The 15340-nt window shown below is 65.6% G+C and carries 12 protein-coding genes and 2 pseudogenes; 13 read left to right on the forward strand and 1 reads right to left on the reverse strand.

All coding sequences use genetic code 11. The annotated features are described in order from the left end of the window. Nucleotides 1–3: 3 nt before the first annotated feature. From AB7M16_RS33070 to AB7M16_RS33125, 12 genes and pseudogenes are all read left to right on the forward strand, one after another. Nucleotides 4–1917: a VWA domain-containing protein gene (locus tag AB7M16_RS33070; RefSeq protein ID WP_453946519.1), complete on the forward strand. Its 1914-nt coding sequence runs from the start codon at nt 4–6 to the stop codon at nt 1915–1917. A 73-nt stretch (nt 1918–1990) separates the two neighbouring features. Next, on the forward strand, nt 1991–2653 hold the full coding sequence (locus tag AB7M16_RS33075; protein WP_453946520.1) for an HAD family hydrolase: 663 nt from the start codon (nt 1991–1993) through the stop codon (nt 2651–2653). A 6-nt stretch (nt 2654–2659) separates the two neighbouring features. Then, nucleotides 2660–3610, forward strand: a complete 951-nt coding sequence (locus AB7M16_RS33080; RefSeq protein ID WP_172784329.1) for a sugar-binding transcriptional regulator — start codon at nt 2660–2662, stop codon at nt 3608–3610. 263 nt (nt 3611–3873) lie between these two features. Beyond that, nucleotides 3874–4239: pseudogene (locus AB7M16_RS33085) on the forward strand (ABC transporter substrate-binding protein); the annotation flags it as partial. A gap of 47 nt (nt 4240–4286) precedes the next feature. After that, nucleotides 4287–5615, forward strand: a complete 1329-nt coding sequence (locus AB7M16_RS33090; RefSeq protein ID WP_212257604.1) for an IS1182 family transposase — start codon at nt 4287–4289, stop codon at nt 5613–5615. A gap of 96 nt (nt 5616–5711) precedes the next feature. Beyond that, a pseudogene (locus AB7M16_RS33095) lies at nt 5712–6626 on the forward strand (extracellular solute-binding protein); the annotation flags it as partial. An 84-nt stretch (nt 6627–6710) separates the two neighbouring features. After that, a complete protein-coding gene (locus AB7M16_RS33100; RefSeq protein WP_172784331.1) occupies nt 6711–7583 on the forward strand; it encodes a carbohydrate ABC transporter permease in 873 nt (290 codons plus the stop codon). A gap of 3 nt (nt 7584–7586) precedes the next feature. After that, complete coding sequence (locus AB7M16_RS33105) at nt 7587–8417, forward strand: carbohydrate ABC transporter permease (RefSeq protein WP_172784332.1); 831 nt, start codon at nt 7587–7589, stop codon at nt 8415–8417. Between the two features lie 9 nt (nt 8418–8426). Further along, the gene (locus AB7M16_RS33110) at nt 8427–9434 is read left to right on the forward strand and encodes an ABC transporter ATP-binding protein (RefSeq protein WP_172784333.1); all 1008 of its coding nucleotides are present in this window, start codon (nt 8427–8429) and stop codon (nt 9432–9434) included. 20 nt (nt 9435–9454) lie between these two features. Beyond that, nucleotides 9455–10228, forward strand: a complete 774-nt coding sequence (locus AB7M16_RS33115; protein ID WP_172784334.1) for an SDR family NAD(P)-dependent oxidoreductase — start codon at nt 9455–9457, stop codon at nt 10226–10228. Nucleotides 10229–10267: 39 nt separating this feature from the next. After that, the gene (locus tag AB7M16_RS33120; protein WP_453946521.1) at nt 10268–11914 is read left to right on the forward strand and encodes an FGGY-family carbohydrate kinase; all 1647 of its coding nucleotides are present in this window, start codon (nt 10268–10270) and stop codon (nt 11912–11914) included. A 5-nt stretch (nt 11915–11919) separates the two neighbouring features. Further along, complete coding sequence (locus AB7M16_RS33125; protein WP_453946522.1) at nt 11920–12855, forward strand: carbohydrate kinase family protein; 936 nt, start codon at nt 11920–11922, stop codon at nt 12853–12855. 6 nt (nt 12856–12861) lie between these two features. Here AB7M16_RS33125 and AB7M16_RS33130 read toward each other — a convergent pair whose 3' ends face one another. Beyond that, nucleotides 12862–13749, reverse strand: coding sequence for a LysR family transcriptional regulator (locus tag AB7M16_RS33130; RefSeq protein ID WP_453946523.1), 888 nt, complete (start codon nt 13747–13749; stop codon nt 12862–12864). Nucleotides 13750–13873: 124 nt separating this feature from the next. On the opposite strand from AB7M16_RS33130, the gene AB7M16_RS33135 reads away from it, so the two are divergent. Then, nucleotides 13874–15295 carry an amidase gene (locus tag AB7M16_RS33135; protein ID WP_453947291.1) on the forward strand — a complete coding sequence of 474 codons (1422 nt, stop codon included), beginning with the start codon at nt 13874–13876 and terminating at the stop codon, nt 15293–15295. The last annotated feature ends 45 nt before the right edge of the window (nt 15296–15340 follow it).

Here is a 15340-nt window from a genome sequence, read left to right on the forward strand (position 1 = left end):
ACCATGCTCGATTTCCTCGAACTGGAGGAGACGGTCGGCCGCGCCTGGCACCGCATGGTCGGCGCCACCGCCAGCTATCCGGTTCATGCCGATCACGTCGTCTCGCTTGCGGAAATGAGAAACAGGCTCGCGGTGATGTTCCGCGCGCTGGGCGGTGAGGCGAGTGTGCAGATCGCGAGCGCCTGCGCGCGCAAGTCCGGGCACCGGCTCGGCTGGTGGCAACGCATCGGTCTCGGTGACGAGCGCCTCGAGCAGCCGGGTCGCGATGCCGCGACCATCTTCCTGCCGGACAGCATCGGGATTTTCGCCGACCGCGAGCTCAATGCATGCCTCTATCGTTGGCTCGCGGCATGGTTCGCGGTTGCGCCGGTCGAGGCGATCGCCGAGACCGATCCGCTCCGGCGCGATCTGCTCGTGCTGCGCCGCGCCGCTGAAACCGCGGTCTTCGTGCTGACCCAGTTTCCCGGGCTTGTCGCCGACTACGCGCAGCTTGCCGCCGCGACCGCAGCGGCGCGGCCCCGGCGTCCCCTGCCGCGCATCGAGCAGGAGATCGAGCAGATCATTCTCGCCCTGCTCGGCGCGGAACCTGCACCGGCAGGGAAATTGTGGTCGGCGATGATGGGGAATGGACCGCTGCCGGGCAAGTCTCCGCCGGGCTATCGTCCGATTCTGCCATGCCCAGTCTGGGGCGATTGCTGGACCCGCGAGCTGTCGCCTACGCATGCGGGAGAGGATGAGTGCGCTGGCAGTGCGGAGGCCGCGAGCGAGGACAATCGCAAGCGCTTTGCCGTCCGCGAACGCGAGGACGGAGCCAATCGCCGCGATCCCTTCGTGCTGAATCGTTTCGAAAAGATCCTGGCGATGGCCGAGATGGTCAATGTCGATCGCCCCTCGGATGACAGCGAGGACGAGGACGCCCAGAAGGCGGCCGACGATCTCGAGGAGATCACGCTCAGCCGCCGCGGCAAGCCGGCGAGCCGGTTCAAGTTCGATCTCGACCTGCCGCCGGAAGCGCTCGATGCATCGCGGCTGACTGCGGATTTGACCTATCCCGAATGGGACTATCGAGGCCGCTCCTATCTGCCCGATCATTGCCGCGTGCTCGCATCTGCCGCGTCTGAAACCGGTGAAAGCTGGACGCCTGACGAGACCATGCGCCGGCACGTGCGCCAGGTGCGCCGCCGCTTCGGGGTCCTGCGGCCGCGCCATGAATTGATGCGGGCCCAGGCCGACGGACATGACCTCGACCTCGACGCGCTGGTGCGCGCGCGATGCGACCTCCGCGCCGGCAGCAGCAGCGGTCTTGATCGTGTCCACGTTGCGATGCGCCCGCAAGGGCACGATCTCGCCGTCACTCTGCTGGTCGACGTCTCACTCTCCACGGACGCCTGGGTTGATGGTTACCGCGTGCTCGACGTCGAGAAGGAGGCGCTGCTCGTGCTTGCCCACGGCCTATCCGCCTGCGGCGATCACCACAGCATCCTGACCTTCACCTCGCGTCGGCGGTCCTGGGTGCGGCTCGAGACGGTCAAGGCGTTCGGCGAGCCGATGAGCGGCGTGGTCGAGCGCCGCATCGGTGCGCTCAAGCCCGGCTACTACACGCGGATCGGCGCGGCGGTCCGCCATGCCGCCGCCGAGCTTGCACGCCAGCCGCAGCGTAAAAAGCTGCTGCTCGTCCTCACCGACGGCAAGCCGAACGACGTCGATCATTATGAGGGGCGCTTTGCGGTCGAAGACACCAGGAGGTCTGTGCAGGAAGCGCGCCGACTCGGGATGGTGGTGTTCGGCGTGACGATCGACGCGGCGGCGCAATCCTATTTTCCGACGCTGTTCGGGCGCAGCGGCTATGCCATCGTCGGCAACATCAAGCGATTGCCCGCGGCGCTGCCGGCGATCTACCGGCAGGTGGCGCACTGATGCGGGAACGCCACGGCGCCGTGTTCTCGGCTGAACTATTGCTCATAGTGTGGGTATATGATCGAATGGCCGGATGGACAAGGGCCGGCCAAACCCCGATCTGATCATCTTCGACTGCGACGGCGTGCTCGTCGACAGCGAGCTCTTGAGCTGCCGCTGCCTGTCCGAGGCCTTGGCTGAATTCGGTCTTTTGCTCAGCGAGGAGCAGGCGCTCGAACTGTTTCTCGGACGCAGCACCACGGCGATCGAGCAGCACTATCGCGATCTCAGTCAGGTCGTGCCAGATGGCTTCCTGCCGCGATTGAAGTCGCATGTGCTGGAGACGTTCGCCACCTCGCTCGAGCCGATCCCCGGGGTGGAGGCGGTGATCTCGGCGCTGACCGTGCCGTTCTGCGTGGCCTCGTCCAGCGACCTCGATCGCGTGTCGCTCGCGCTCGACGTCACCGGTCTTCGGGGATATTTCGGCGACCGGATCTACACTGCGCAGATGGTCAGGCACGGCAAGCCGGCGCCCGATCTCTTTCTTCATGCCGCCGAGAGCATGCGCACACCGCCCACACGCACGCTGGTGATCGAGGACAGCGTCAGTGGGGTGCAAGCGGGCAAGGCCGCCGGCATGACCGTCTGGGGATTTGTCGGCGGCGGCCATTATCGCAGCCGCGATGGCTGCGCTATATTGTCCGCGGCCGGAGCCGATCGGGTCTTCGCGCGCATGAGCGATTTCTGGGAGATGTGAGCCCGCATGGCCGCCGAGAACGACAAGTCGAGACTCGACGACGCCGCGCGCGCCGGCTGGCTCTATTTCATTGCCGGCCATACCCAGGACGAGATCGCAAAGATGCTCCAGGTCTCGCGCGCCTCGGCGCAGCGGCTGGTCTCGCTGTGCCTCGCCGAGCGGCTCATCACCTTCCGGCTCGAACATCCCATCGCGGCCTGCATGGAGCTGGCGGCGCGTTTGAAGCAACGGTTCGACCTCGTCCATTGCGAGGTGGTGCCGGCAGATCCTGCCGCGCCACAGGCCACGGCGGGCATTGCCGAGCGCTGCGCCAATCTGCTCGATTCCACGCTGCGCTCGGAGACGCCTGTCATCGTCGCGCTTGGGACCGGCCGGGCGGTGCGCGCCGCGGTCGAGCGCGTCACGCCGATCGAGCGGCCCAATCACCAGATCGTCTCGCTGGTCGGCAACATCTCCGCCGACGGCTCGGCGAGCTTCTACGACACGGTCGGCCGGCTCGCCGACCGCACCGGCGCGCGGCACTATCCGATGCCGCTGCCGTTCCTGATGTCGTCGGAGGACGAGCGCAACAGGATGGTGCGCATCGAGCCGATCGCGAAGGTGAAAGCGGTCGCAGCCAAAGCGGATTTGCGCCTCGTCGGCATCGGCCAGATGGACCAGAAGGCGCAGGTGCACGTCGACGGCTTCGTCACCCGCGACGAATTGTTCGAGATGATGCGCCTGGGCGCGATCGGCGAGATCACCGGTTGGGCCTATGATGCCAAGGGCCGCCTGCTCAAGGCCGGCACCAACAAGCGCCTCACCAGCATCCCGCCGGAAGTGCCGGCGAAAACCACGACGATCGGCGCAGCGGTCGGGGCGGCCAAAGTGGCGGCGATCGCGGCGGCACTGAACGGCGGCCTGATCAACGGCCTGATCACCGACGAAGCGACGGCAAGGGCGATTCTGGAGCGGTAGGACGGTTCGCGCGGAGGTGTAGCAAGCCGCGGCGTTCGTTCCCAACAATGCCGTCGCTTCCGCCTGGGTCCTTCCACCCTCCCGCACTGCAGCACTCATAAGTTGCGCAAACACCCGCGCGCGTGCTTGACAACTGGCGCGCCCCCGTTGAACATACGCCCAACGCGTGGGCATATGCTCAAAACGCGAATTGAGGGGAGGTCACCGTGAAACATGTCCTGGGCGCCGTCTGCGGCGCGTCTGTCCTGCTGGCCGTCCCTGCGATGGCCGAAACGACCCTGACCATCGCCACCGTCAACAATGGCGACATGATCCGCATGCAGGGGTTGACGGGCGAGTTCACCAAGAAGAACCCCGACATCACCGTGAAGTGGGTGACGCTGGAGGAGAACGTGCTGCGCCAGCGCGTCACCACCGACATCGCCACCAAGGGCGGCCAGTTCGACGTGCTCACCATCGGCACCTACGAGGTGCCGATCTGGGCCAAGAAGGGCTGGCTGGTGCCGCTCGCCAATCTCGGTGCCGATTACGACGTCGCCGACCTTCTGCCCAAGATCAAGGACGCGGTCTCCGCCGACGGCAAGCTCTACGCCGCGCCATTCTACGAGACTGTGAATCTTTTGTACCGCGCGTCAGACGAATGTGATTCTCTGGGCAGACTGATCTGCTGGAGAGGATGATGGCTGACGACGGACTTTTTGGTGAATTGCCGGAGCAGTCGGCACGAACCGAAGCGGTGCCGCAAGGCGCACCTCGGCTGCGCGAGCCTGTGCGCAATCAGGTCGAATTGCGAGCGGTCGATATCGACAGCCTGATCGGGCAGGATCATCCAGCGCGGGTGATCTGGGCTTATGTCGAAGGGCTGGACCTGAGCGAGCTGGAAGATCGCGTCAAGGCACGGGAAAACAGGCCGGGCCATCCGGCGCCATCGCCACGGTTGTTGCTGGCGCTTTGGCTGTACGCCGCGAGCGATGCCGTTGGCAGCGCGCGGGCGCTGGACCGGCTCTGCGACAGCCACGACGTCTACCGCTGGCTCTGCGGTGGCGTGTCGTTGAACCATCACGGGCTGTCGGACTTCCGGGTCGGCTGTGCCGACTTGCTCGACCGTTTGCTGGTTGAACATCTGGTGGCCCTGAACGAGGCAGGGCTGGTCGATCTGGAGAAGCTGACCCAGGACGGGGTGCGGATACGAGCGAATGCCGGGACCGGATCTTTCCGGCGGGAGGCGACGCTGGATCGGCAGATGGCGCAGGCCGAGGCCATTGTGGAAGAGCTCAAGCGCGAGGTCGATGCGGACCCGGAAGCCAGCAATCGGCGGATCCGGGCCGCCAAAGAGCGGGCGGCGCGCGAACGCAGCGAGCGGGTGCAAGCCGCGCAGGCCGCGCTGGCCGAGATCAAGCGCAAGCGAAAACAGCTCGACGACAAGGGCGGCAATGGCAAGAAGCCGAAGGAGCCTCGGGCCTCCACCACCGACCCGCAGGCCAGGGTGATGAAGATGGCCGATGCCGGCTTCCGTCCGGCCTATAATGTGCAGGTGGCTAGCGCGGCTGGCGAACTGATCGTGGTCGCGATCGATGTCGACAACAGCGGCTCAGATCGTGGCTTGATGCGCCCGATGCTGGAGCGAACGCGCGCTCGGCTGAAGCGCTTGCCACGCCGCTACCTCGCCGATGGCGGGTTCTGCACTGGCGACGACATCGAATGGGCGCATGGCGAGGGCATCGAGGTTTACTGTCCACCGCCCCAATCCAGGAGCGGTGTCGATCCCTTCTTACCCCGGAGCAGCGACGGTCCTGGCATAGCGGCCTGGCGTGCTCGCATGGCCAGCGAAGCCGGCAAGGCACAGTACCAGGCCCGTACCATCTGCGAATGCATCCATGCCCGCTGGCGCAACTGGGACCTCAGGCAACTGACCGTGCGCGGCATCGAGAAGGTCCGTGCCGTCGTGCTCTGGTACGCCCTCACCAACAACATCCTGCAAGGGCATCGTCTCGCAAAAGCATAGATAACCAACAGCCTGACGCCGCCGGCTTCCCCCATCAAGGGGCGATACCACCCCTTGATGCCGAAGCCGAAACAAAACGAATTGGCTCACAGGCTCTACGGCGAGAGCTCGATGGTGATGTACCGCACCGATCTGTTCGAGAAGGCCGGCCTGAAGATGCCGGAAAAGCCGAGCTGGGACTTCGTGATCGACGCCGCCAAGAAGCTGACGGACAAGAGTGCCGGCACCTACGGCATCTGCCTGCGCGGCAAGGCGGGCTGGGGCGAGAACATGGCGTTCCTCTCGGCGATGGCCAATTCCTACGGCGCGCGCTGGTTCGACGAAAACTGGCAGCCCCAGTTCAATACGCCGGAATGGAAGACGACGCTCACGACCTATGTGAACCTGATGAAGGAAGCCGGCCCTCCCGGCGCGAGCTCCAACGGCTTCAACGAGAATCTGGCGCTGTTCAACGCCGGAAAATGCGCGATGTGGATCGACGCCACGGTCGCGGCGTCCTTCGTCACCAACCCCAAGGACTCCAAGGTTGCCGACAAGGTCGGCTTCGCGCTCGCGCCCAACACCGGGCTCGGCAAGAACGCCAACTGGTTGTGGGCCTGGAATCTCGCGATTCCCGCCGGCTCCAAGAAGACGGAAGCTGCCGAGAAGTTCATCGCCTGGGCGACCAGCAAGGACTACACCAAGCTGGTGGCGTCGAAGGAGGGCTGGGCCAACGTGCCGCCGGGTACGCGCACCTCGCTCTACCAGAACGATGAGTACCTGAAGGTCGCGCCGTTCGCGAAACTAACGCTGGCCTCGATCGACGCCGCCGATCCCAACAAGCCGACGGTGAAGCCCGTTCCTTACGTCGGCGTGCAATACGCCGCGATCCCTGAATTCCAGGGCATCGGCACGCAAGTGGGCCAGCAGTTCTCGGCGGCGCTTGCGGGATCGATGACCGTCGATGCAGCGCTCACGGCTGCGCAGTCTGCTACCGAGCGCGAGATGAAGCGCGCCGGCTACATCAAGTGAACCCGAGCTCTCCTTGAGCTCAAACTTGCGGCCATCCATCCTTGCTGGATGGCCGTCTTCTTCCTCCGAGCGGAGCGCCAAGAAATGGCAACCCGGCAGACGCAGTTTCTTGCGCGGTCGCTCCTGACCCCCGCCGTCGGGCTGCTGTTCATCTGGATGATCGTCCCGCTGGCGCTGACGATCTATTTCTCGACGCTGCACTACAGCCTGCTCGATCCCGGTTCGGAATCGTTCGTCGGCCTCGAAAACTTCCGCTACTTCCTCACCGATCCCGCTTTTCTGGCCTCGCTCCAAAACACGCTGGTGCTGGTCGGCTCGGTGCTGGCGCTGACGATCCTGCTCGGCATTCCGCTGGCGCTGCTGATGGACCAGCCCGTGATCGGCCGCAATTTCGTCCGGCTGATGGTGATTGCGCCGTTCTTCGTGATGCCGACCGTGAGCGCGCTGGTCTGGAAGAACCTGTTGATGCATCCGGTGTCCGGGCTGTTCGCCTGGCTCGCCTCGCTGTTCGGCCTGACGCCGATCGATTGGTTCAACGACGTGCCGCTGTTTGCGGTGATCCTGATCGTGACCTGGCAATGGCTGCCGTTCGCGACGCTGATCCTGCTGACGGCGCTGCAATCGCTCGACGAGGAGCAAAAGGAGGCCGCCGAGATGGACGGCGCGAGCGCCATCTCGACCTTCATCTACATCACGCTGCCGCACCTGGCGCGTCCCATCACCGTGGTGATCCTGATCGAGACCATCTTCCTGCTCACGGTGTTCGCCGAGATCTTCGTCACCACGGGCGGCGGGCCCGGCCTGCAGACCACCAACATCGCCTTCCTGATCTATTCGCAGGCGCTGATCCAGTTCGACGTCGGCAGCGCCTCCGCGGGCGGTCTCGTCGCGGTGGTGATCGCCAACGTCGTCGCCTTCTTTCTCGTCCGCATCGTCGGCCGCAATCTGGAGGCTTGAAGCATGGCGCGGATGGCGACGAGACAACGGGTGGTCATCTCGACGATCGGAGCCTGGCTGTTCGGCTTCCTGATCTTCTTTCCGATCCTGTGGATGGGGTTGGCGAGCTTCAAGACCGAGCTCGAGGCCTTCGCGATCCCGCCATCCTTCCTGTTCTTCCACTGGACCACGGAAAACTACGCGACGGTGCAGGAGCGCAGCGATTATCTGCACCACGCGATGAACTCGATCATCATCGCCGGCGGCTCGACGCTCATTGCGCTGTTGATCGCCATTCCCGCGGCCTGGTCGATGGCGTTCTCGCCGACCAAGCGCACCAAGGACGTCCTGCTCTGGATGCTCTCGACCAAGATGATGCCGCCGGTCGGCGTGCTGGTGCCGATCTACCTAATTTACAAGAGCTTCGGCCTGCTCGATTCCCGCATCGGCCTCGTCTTCATCCTGTGCCTCGGCAACCTGCCGATCGTGATCTGGATGCTCTTCACCTATTTCAAGGAGATCCCGCGCGACATCCTCGAAGCCGCGCGCATGGACGGCGCCACGATCGGCCGCGAGCTCGTCTATGTGCTGACGCCGATGGCGATTCCGGGGCTGGCGTCCACGCTGCTGCTCAATCTGATTCTGGCCTGGAACGAGGCGTTCTGGACGCTGAACCTGTCCACCTCGAGCGCTGCGCCGCTGACCACGTTTATCGCATCCTATTCCAGCCCCGAAGGGCTGTTCTGGGCAAAGCTGTCGGCGGCGTCCACGCTGGCGATCGCGCCCATTCTCGTCCTCGGTTGGTTCAGCCAGAAGCAACTCGTGCGCGGGCTCACCTTCGGTGCGGTGAAGTAGAGGGGGATCATGGGTCAGATCACACTTCAGGGCGTACAAAAGTCCTTCGGCCCCGTGCACATCATCAAGGGCGCCGACCTCGACATTGCCGACGGCTCCTTCGTCGTGTTCGTCGGTCCCTCCGGCTGCGGCAAGACCACGCTGCTGCGGCTGATCGCGGGGCTCGAGGACGTCAGCGGCGGCAAGATCCTGATCGACGGCAAGAACGTCGTCGATACGCCGCCCGCCAAGCGCGGACTGTCGATGGTGTTCCAGTCCTACGCGCTCTATCCGCATATGAGCGTGCGCGGCAATATCGGCTTCGGCCTGAAGATGGCGGGCTTGCGGAAGGACGAGATCAACCGCAAGGTCGAGGCGGCCGCCGCGACCCTGAACCTCACCCCCTACCTCGACCGCAAGCCACGCGAGCTCTCCGGCGGCCAGCGCCAGCGCGTCGCGATCGGCCGCGCCATCGTCCGAGAGCCAAAGGCATTCCTGTTCGATGAGCCGCTCTCCAACCTCGACGCCGCGTTGCGCGTGCAGATGCGCATCGAGGTGACGCGGCTGCAGAAGCAGCTCGGCACCACCGCGATCTACGTCACCCACGACCAGGTCGAGGCCATGACCATGGCCGACAAGATCGTCGTGCTCAACGGCGGCAAGATCGAGCAATATGGCTCGCCGCTGGAGCTCTATGAACGGCCCGCCAATCTCTTCGTCGCCGGCTTCATCGGCTCGCCCAAGATGAACTTCGTCACCGGCGAGCCCGCTTTGCAGAAGGGGGCAGCGACGATCGGCGTCCGGCCGGAGCATCTGAAGATCGAGCGCGACGGCGGCGGAGGCTGGCAGGGCACCATTGCGGTGGCCGAGCATCTCGGCAGTGACACCTTCCTCTACGTCGATGCCGGCGCGCTCGGCATGCTGACGGCGCGCTACGTCGGCGAATTGAGCCTGCATGCCGGCGACCGGGTGTCGCTGATGCCGGACCCAGCGCGCATCCACCGCTTCGACGAGAGCGGCAACGCTCTTCGGGGCTGACAAGAAACGGAAAGACGATCATGTATCTGGAAAAGTTCAGGCTGAGCGGCAAGACCGCGTTCATCACCGGCGGCGGGCAGGGCATTGGCCTCGCCTGCGCGGAGGCGCTGGCGGAGGCCGGTGCGAAGGTCATCATCGGCGACCGCGACGGCAAGGTCGCCGACAGCGCCAAAGCCAGCCTGAAGGCGAAGGGCTATGACACCGAGACCGCAATCATGGACGTCACCGACACCAAACGCGTGGCGGAGGTGGCAAATGATCTCGTCGCCCGCCATGGCAAGGTCGACATCCTCGTCAACAATGCCGGCATCGCGCGCAGCGAGACGCCTGCCGAGACCGTCACCGACGAGCACTGGCTCAACGTCATCGACGTCAATCTCAACGGCACCTTCTGGTGCTGCCGCGAATTCGGCAAGCACATGCTCAAGGCGAAGAGCGGCGCCATCGTCAATGTCGGCTCGATGAGCGGCTTCATCGTCAACAAGCCGCAGGAGCAGTGCTTCTACAACGCCTCCAAGGCCGCGGTGCACCATCTGACCAAGTCGCTGGCCGCCGAATGGGGCGCGCGCGGCATCCGCGTCAACGCGGTGGCCCCGACCTATATCGAGACGCCGCTCAACGCCTTCGTGAAGAGCAATCCGAAGATGTACGACGCCTGGATCGGTGGAACCCCGATGGCGCGGATGGGGCAGGTCGAGGAGATCGCCTCCGTCGTCCTGTTCCTCTCATCCGAGGCCGCGAGCCTGATGACCGGCAGCATCGTGCTGGTGGATGGCGGCTACACTTGCTGGTAGGCTTACGTCAAAACGGACGGAAAGCGACCGGGAGCGACAATGCCGCGAGCGTATATCGGCGTCGACGTGGGGACCACGAGCACGCGGGCAGGGGTGTTTGACGAGGCCGGCACACTGCTCGCGACGGCCCGGCATCCGATCAGGATCTGGCACGAGGCCGGCGATATCGTCGAGCAGTCGTCGGAAGACATCTGGAAGGCCTGTGTCAAATCGGTGCGGGCGGCGATGGCGGAAGCTGCCGTCGTCCCCGACAGCATTGGCGGCATCGGTTTCGACGCCACCTGTTCCCTCGTGGTGCTCGATCCGCAAGGCGAGCCGCTCACCGTCAGTGCGTCCGGCGAGGCGCAGCGCAACGTCATCGTCTGGATGGATCACCGCGCCACGGCCGAGGCGCGGCTGATCAACGAGACCGAGGACGCCGTGCTGCGCTATGTCGGCGGCTCGATCTCGCCGGAGATGGAGATGCCGAAGCTGCTCTGGCTGAAGCGGCATCTGCGCGCGAGTTTCAATGCCGCCGGTCACTTCTTCGATCTGGCCGACTATCTGACCTGGCGCGCGACCGGGGCGCTGCAGCGCTCGACCTGCACCGTCACCTGCAAGTGGAACTATCTCGCCCATGACGGCGGCGGCTGGAGCGCGCCGTTCTTCAAGCGCATCGGCCTGTCCGACTTCGTCACCGAACAATACGCGCGCATCGGCACCGAGATCGTTGCGCCCGGTACGCGCCTCGGCGCCGGGCTCACGCCGGCAGCAGCAGTCGAGCTCGGCCTCGCTCCGGGCATCCCGGTCGGCGCCTCCCTGATTGACGCCCATGCCGGCGGCATCGGCGCGATCGGCGGCCGCGACGGATCGGGGGGCGCGAGCGATGTCAGCGACCGTCTCGCCTACATCATGGGAACGTCGGCCTGCATCATGGCGACGACGAAGGAGCCGTGCTTCGTGCCGGGCGTGTGGGGCCCCTATTATTCCGGCATGGTGCCGGAGTTCTGGCTCAACGAAGGCGGGCAGTCCGCCGCGGGCGCTGCGATCGATCATCTCCTCAAGTCGCATCCCGGCCATGGCGAGGCGAGCGCGGCGGCGCGCAGCGAGGGCCTCGATCTCATCGATTTCCTCGAGCGCCGCATCATCGCGCGCGCCGGCGATGCCAGCCGCGCCGCGCTGCTGGCGCGCGACGTCCACGTGCTCCCGGAATTCATCGGCAATCGCTCGCCTTATGCCGACCCTGACACGCGCGCGGTGATCGCGGGCCTCGATCTCGACACCGACATCGCCTCAATGGAGCGGCTGTTCGTCGCCGGCCTCTGCGGTCTCGCCTATGGTCTCGCCGAGGTGATCGAGGCCTTTGCAGCGCATGGCGTGCGCTCCAGTCTCATGATCATGGGCGGCGGCGCCAGCCGCAGCCCGCTGGTTCGCCAAATCATGGCGGATACCACCGGCCTCACGGTTGCGTTGCCGCAAACGAAAGAGCCGGTCCTGCTGGGCGCCGCGATGCTCGGGGCGGTCGCCGGCGGCGCCTATGCCTCGATCGGCGAGACCATGGCAAAAATGTCGGCGCTGGGACGCAAGAGCGAGCCGACCGCGCCCGACATGGCCGCATTTCACACCCGCAAGCGCGAGGTCTACAAGCTGCTGCGCGAAGTCGATCGCGGCAGCCGCGCGGCGATGAGCAGTGTCGCGAGAGGTTGAAAGACATGCTGATTGCCTGCGGCGATGCGCTGATCGATTTCGTGCCGACGCGAAACGTCGACGGACGCGAGGCCGTGATGCCCGCGGTCGGCGGCTCCTGCCTGAATGTCGCGATCGGCATGGCGCGGCTGGGTGCGCCGACCGGCTTTGTCGGCGGCATCTCGACCGACCTGTTCGGGCGCATGATCGCCGACCATGCCACCGCATCGAACGTCGCGCTCGATCTCGCCACCCGCAGCGACCACCAGACCACGCTCGCCTTTGTCCGTATTGTCGCAGGCGAGTCGCACTACGCCTTCTACGACGCCGAGACCGCGACGCGGAGCTGGACGTACCGCCGCGGCACAGTTCCGTTCGATACGATCGAGGCCGTCCATATCGGCTCGACCACGCTGGTCAACGACCTGGGTGCGGCCGAGACCAAGGCGCTGATTGCAGACGCGCGGGCGTCGACCACGATCTCCTTCGATCCGAACTGCCGACCGAACCTCGTCAAGGACAAGCCCGCGTATCTCGCTAGCATGGCCGAGTTCGCCGGAAGCGCCGATCTCATCAAGATGTCGGACGTCGATTTCGCCTATCTGTTCGGCGAGGAGCCTTGTCAGCAGCGCGCGAACACATTGCTGGCGCAGGGCACGAGCCTTGTCGTCATCACCCGCGGCAACAACGGCGCCATCGCCTGGCATGCGCGAGCAGGCCAGATTGAAGTCGCTGCGCCCAAGGTCGAGGTGGCCGACACGATTGGCGCTGGCGACAGCTTTCAGGCGGCGCTGCTGTTCGCCCTGTACAAGCAGGGCCGCATCGCCCGGCCGCGATTGAAGGACATCGGCGCGGACGAGCTCCGCCGTGCGCTGTCCTTTGCGGCCAATTGTGCCGGCCTGACCTGCACGCGTCCGGGTGCCGATCCGCCCTGGAGTCACGAGATCCATTGGAGCTGGTAGTCCGCGTCACATCCGCGCGACGGCCTTCTCGGCACATTTCAGGAAGGTTCCGATCAGCGGACTTTGCGAGTCCCGCCGCCAACAGACTGCAACGTCGAGGGAGTCGTCGACGTCACGCAGGGGTCTGAACACGACTCCGCGTGGCGCGCCGAGCTGTGCGCAGGCCGGCAGGATGGCGAGACCTTCACCGGCCAGGACCAGGCTCATCGCCGAATGCACCGTCTCCACCCGGCTGGCGATCGGCATCACCACTTGGTGCCGACGCAACAAGGGGACGACCGCCGAGGAGGCGGGTCCATGGTCCGGATGCGGCAGTGCGATCAGCGGACAGCCCTGCAGCCGGGCCATCGGCACGGAGCTCAAGCGGGCGAGGGGCGAGCGGATCGGCATGGCGAGCATGAAAGGCTGTGCCCCGATCTTTGCCACCTGGATCTCGGGATGATTGATTGCGGGCATGCACAGCGCGACCGTGACGCTGCGGTCGAGCACGCGGGCCTCGCGCGTCGAGGCGCTGAGTTCGGCGAAGCTGAGGTCGACGCCGGGAACCGCGCGGCGCAGTTCGGGGATGAGCCGCGGCAGCATCGCATTCGCCAGCACGAACATGTAGCCCACCGACAACCGGCCGCGCCGTCCCGAAGCAACCGCGCGCGCGGCTTCGGCGCCGTCGGCCGCCAGCGCCAGCGCTTCGCTGGCGCGCGCCAGCAACGCCTGGCCCGCCTCGGTCAGATCCATGCCTCGGGTGCCGCGGCGGAACAGCGGCGCGCCGATCTCGGCCTCGAGCTTGCGGATCTGGACCGAGAGCGGCGGCTGCGCCATCCGGAGCCGCTCGGCGGCCTTGCCGATGCTGCGCGCCTCGGCGACGGCGACGAAATAGCGGAGCCGGCGAAGATCCATTGGCATACCGAGAGCGTATGGGTTGGCCACAAAAATCGTATTGGACGGCGAGTTAACAAAACTGTCATTCTCGCTGTCAATGTCTTCGGGCCAATGGCGGCCCGCTTCGGAGCGTGATGTGACGATGAACGGCGATCCCTGTCTGTTGTCCGCAACCGAGCTGCGCGGTCTCATTGCGGCAAGGCGGATATCGCCGGTCGAGCTCACCCGCGCCGTACTTGCCCGCGCCGAGGCGCGCCAGCCCGAATTGAATTGCTTCATCACTCTGTGCGGTGACGAGGCGATCGCAGCGGCGCGCGACGCCGAGCGCAAGGTGATGGCGGGCGAACCGCTCGGCCTGCTGCACGGCATCCCCGTCACCGTCAAGGACATCGTCAACACCAAGGGCGTCAAGACCACCTTTGGCGCTGTTCCCTACAAGAACAATGTGCCGACCGAGGATGCCGTCGCCGTCGCACGGTTGCGCAGCGCAGGCGCGATCCTGATCGGCAAGACCACGACGCCTGAGTTCGGCAGCAAGTGCCTCACCGATTCACCTTTGTTCGGTCGGACCCGCAATGCGTGGGACGCCTGCCGTTCCTCCGGCGGCTCCAGCGGTGGCGCGGCGGTCGCTGTCGCCAGCGGCATCGCTCCGCTGGCGATTGCGACCGACGGCGGCGGCTCGACGCGCATTCCGGCGGCCTGCAACGGCGTGGTGGGCCTGAAGCAGAGCAACGGCGTGATCCCGCACAGCCAGGCCCTCGACGTCTTCGGCAACCAGACCTATGTCACGCCGACCACCCGTACCGTCGCCGACACCGCGTTGATGATGCAGGCGATGGCGGGCGAAGATCCTATCGATCCCTGGTCGATCGGCGTGCCCGTGCCTGACTTCATCGGCATCGCCGCACCGCGCGGCGATTTGCGCGGGATAAGGATTCTGTACTGCCTGACGCCGCCGGGCCGTCCGGTCTCCGCCGAGGTCGCCGCCAGTTTCAAGGCGAGCCTCGACCGGCTGGCCGGATTGGGGGCCGAACTCGAGGAATTCTCCGGCGAGGGCTTCGACATCGAGCCGATCTGGCGCGCCATCAACCACACCGTCTGGCGCACGCGCTTTACCAAGCTTGCGGCCGAGCATGGGGGCGAGCTGAGCGAGGCTTTTCTCAAGCAGCTCGCGCTCGCCAGCGAAGTCAGCGGCGTCGATTATCAGGAGGCGATGTTCGCGCGCACCGCGTTGTTCCGCCGCGTGCAATCGCTGCTTGCGCGCGGTCACCTCCTGGCGATGCCGACCCTGTCGCGCACCGCGTTGCCGATCAAGCAGGACCTGTTCGGCAGCATCGAGATCGATGGCAGGCACTACGACAGCGTCCGGCCGCATTGGTTCCCCTGGACCATGCCGTTCAACATGACCGGCCATCCCGCGATCAGCCTTCCCTCGGGCTTTGCCCGCGACGGGCTGCCGATCGGGCTTCAGCTGGTCGGCCGCTTCCGGGCCGATGCGGAATTGCTGCGCGTGAGCGCACTGTTCGAGGCGTCAAGCGATCTTCTGTCCCGCTGGCCGGCTTGAGGAGATGGGCGTGCAGCAAAGAGCTTGCTTAAGGCGTCCGGACAT

The organism is Bradyrhizobium sp. USDA 372 (assembly GCF_053629095.1).

What these genes read in the sequence shown, in the direction of transcription:
- AB7M16_RS33070 (WP_453946519.1), top strand. Translation starts at nt 4, where the DNA reads ATGCTCGATTTCCTCGAACTGGAGGAGACGGTCGGCCGCGCCTGGCAC.
- AB7M16_RS33075 (WP_453946520.1), top strand. Translation starts at nt 1,991, where the DNA reads ATGGACAAGGGCCGGCCAAACCCCGATCTGATCATCTTCGACTGCGAC.
- AB7M16_RS33080 (WP_172784329.1), top strand. Translation starts at nt 2,660, where the DNA reads ATGGCCGCCGAGAACGACAAGTCGAGACTCGACGACGCCGCGCGCGCC.
- AB7M16_RS33090 (WP_212257604.1), top strand. Translation starts at nt 4,287, where the DNA reads ATGATGGCTGACGACGGACTTTTTGGTGAATTGCCGGAGCAGTCGGCA.
- AB7M16_RS33100 (WP_172784331.1), top strand. Translation starts at nt 6,711, where the DNA reads ATGGCAACCCGGCAGACGCAGTTTCTTGCGCGGTCGCTCCTGACCCCC.
- AB7M16_RS33105 (WP_172784332.1), top strand. Translation starts at nt 7,587, where the DNA reads ATGGCGCGGATGGCGACGAGACAACGGGTGGTCATCTCGACGATCGGA.
- AB7M16_RS33110 (WP_172784333.1), top strand. Translation starts at nt 8,427, where the DNA reads ATGGGTCAGATCACACTTCAGGGCGTACAAAAGTCCTTCGGCCCCGTG.
- AB7M16_RS33115 (WP_172784334.1), top strand. Translation starts at nt 9,455, where the DNA reads ATGTATCTGGAAAAGTTCAGGCTGAGCGGCAAGACCGCGTTCATCACC.
- AB7M16_RS33120 (WP_453946521.1), top strand. Translation starts at nt 10,268, where the DNA reads ATGCCGCGAGCGTATATCGGCGTCGACGTGGGGACCACGAGCACGCGG.
- AB7M16_RS33125 (WP_453946522.1), top strand. Translation starts at nt 11,920, where the DNA reads ATGCTGATTGCCTGCGGCGATGCGCTGATCGATTTCGTGCCGACGCGA.
- AB7M16_RS33130 (WP_453946523.1), bottom strand. Translation starts at nt 13,749, where the DNA reads ATGGATCTTCGCCGGCTCCGCTATTTCGTCGCCGTCGCCGAGGCGCGC.
- AB7M16_RS33135 (WP_453947291.1), top strand. Translation starts at nt 13,874, where the DNA reads ATGAACGGCGATCCCTGTCTGTTGTCCGCAACCGAGCTGCGCGGTCTC.